The following is a 1,885-nucleotide window of genomic DNA, read 5'->3' as shown; positions in this document are numbered from 1 at the left end:
GAACCAGCAGATCGTCCAGGCGGTCGGCTTCGCCAACCAGCAGACCACGGCGGCGCTGCCGCAGCTGGTCCAGGGCCCGCCCGAGGTGATGGTGACCGAGGCCGCCGGCCTCGCGGTGCAGGATGCGACCGGGTACATGAACGGCATCATGCAGATCGCGCTCGCGGTCCAGGCCGTGGTGGCCAAGAAGATGGCCGAGAATCCGGAGGCGGCGGCCACCGAGGCGCCGGTCCTGGCGGCCGCGCAGGCCATGGTCACCGCCGCGGTCACGGTGTTCGGCACGGTCAGCACCACCGCCGGTTCCGGCGCCCAGACCTTCATCGGCGACCTGTCCTAGCGCCCGGACGCATCCGCGCCGGCGCCCGCAGCAGGAGGATCTCTGCGATGACGACCTTCGGAGCCTATCTGTGGGGCAGCGGCCTGCCCGGCGACCGCACCTACGCGCTGGCGATCCCGGAGCTGAGCTATCCCACCTACAAGAGCGACCTGACCGACGCCAAGGACTTCTACCTGTACAGCGTCGATGTCGCGGATGCGAAGATCAACCGCACCGCCGATGCCTGGCTCGGTGCCGATGCCGCCCGCGACGACCTCTACCTGCTGCCCGCCGCGCTCAGCTACCTGGCCGCGGCGGCGAAGGAGGGCGGGCATGTCATCCTCGACGTGGCGGTGCCGGGGTGGAACTCGATCGCCTATGAATCCCTGCCGTTCCTCTACATCAACAACGACAAGATGATGCTGCTGCAGCGCAAGTCGTCGCGGCGGATCCAGCTCGTGGCCGGCGGCGCGCTGCCCGGCACCTTCGATCTGAGCCTCGATCTGCGCAGCGGCGACAGCGAGATCGGCAAGTCGGGCGTGTTCCGGATCACCGAGAGCACCGCGATCCGCGACTACGCCTATCTGCAGCCGGCCTTCGTCCACCAGATCCAGCTCCAGCGCGACTTCATCGAGAACATCGACCGGATCTTCGTCGCCGACGTCTTCGGCAGCATCGAGACGTTCGGCGGCAAGTACAGCGACGTCTTCGACGGCAGGGACCTCGGCGACCAGAGCTCCGCCATGCGCCAGGTCCTGGCGCTGCTCGCCAATGAATGGGACGAGGGCCACCAGAAGCGCGGCTACAACATCGCCGCGGCCCTCGCGGTCCAGACCCCGGCGAAGCTTCAGCTGGCCCTGCTGGTGCTGAACGAGAAGAAGCGCAGCCGGATCGCCCATGCCGAGACGCGGGTGGTCTCGTTCATGAACGTCGTCTGCCGCGCGGGCGACTGGCAGGCGGGCAGCCCGGTGGTCCGGTACATCAGCGGGCTGACGGGGGCCGGCGGCCAGGAGGTGGCGCCGGCCAAGGTGGTGGAGATCCGCAGCCGGTTCCTGGCCCAGGAGCAGGAGGCCGCGAAGCTGATGTTCTTCAGCTCCTTCCAGCCCTGCTACATGTGCCGGGCGGAGCCGGACGGCGCCGTCATCGACAGGATCTCGGCCGTGAACGGGGCCGCTGTCGCGCCGGACGGCCGCACCCTGCGATCCTCCTTCGGCGGCTCGTATCTGAGCCGGATGGAGGAACTCTACTACTTCGACATGGACTCCAACATCTTCTATCCGCGGCTGGTGGCGGACAGTGTCTCGGCCGGCGACGCCACGGCGCAACGGAGCCTGGTGCAGGTCGCGACGACGGGCTTCGTGTCCCCCCAGGGGCAGCCGGTCTTCGGCCCGGTGGCCATCGGCAACGCCAAGGAGGACTACGCGACCAGCGCCGCCCGGGCGCGCATCACCAACAGCGGCTACCTGCCCGTCGTCGCGGATGGCACCCTCGACTTCCGGCCGGACGCGAAGGTTGAGTATGAGGAGCTCGATCCCGGCCCGAAGCAGCCGATCGGGATGCGGACGACGT

2 protein-coding genes are annotated in these 1,885 nt (G+C 68.8%); both read left to right on the top strand.

From position 1 onward, the window contains the following. Positions 1–337: hypothetical protein (locus tag P409_RS39655; RefSeq protein WP_430515676.1), on the top strand; the 337-nt coding region annotated here is incomplete at its 5' end. 47 nt (positions 338–384) lie between these two features. Further along, positions 385–1,885, top strand: a 1,501-nt coding sequence (locus tag P409_RS33125) for a hypothetical protein (protein ID WP_034848706.1), incomplete at its 3' end; no start/stop codon positions are given.

The organism is Inquilinus limosus MP06 (genome assembly GCF_000767795.1).
Classification (GTDB): domain Bacteria; phylum Pseudomonadota; class Alphaproteobacteria; order DSM-16000; family Inquilinaceae; genus Inquilinus; species Inquilinus limosus_E.
Note: the sequence above shows the minus strand (reverse complement) of the source record. Positions and strands in the feature narration are given on the sequence as shown.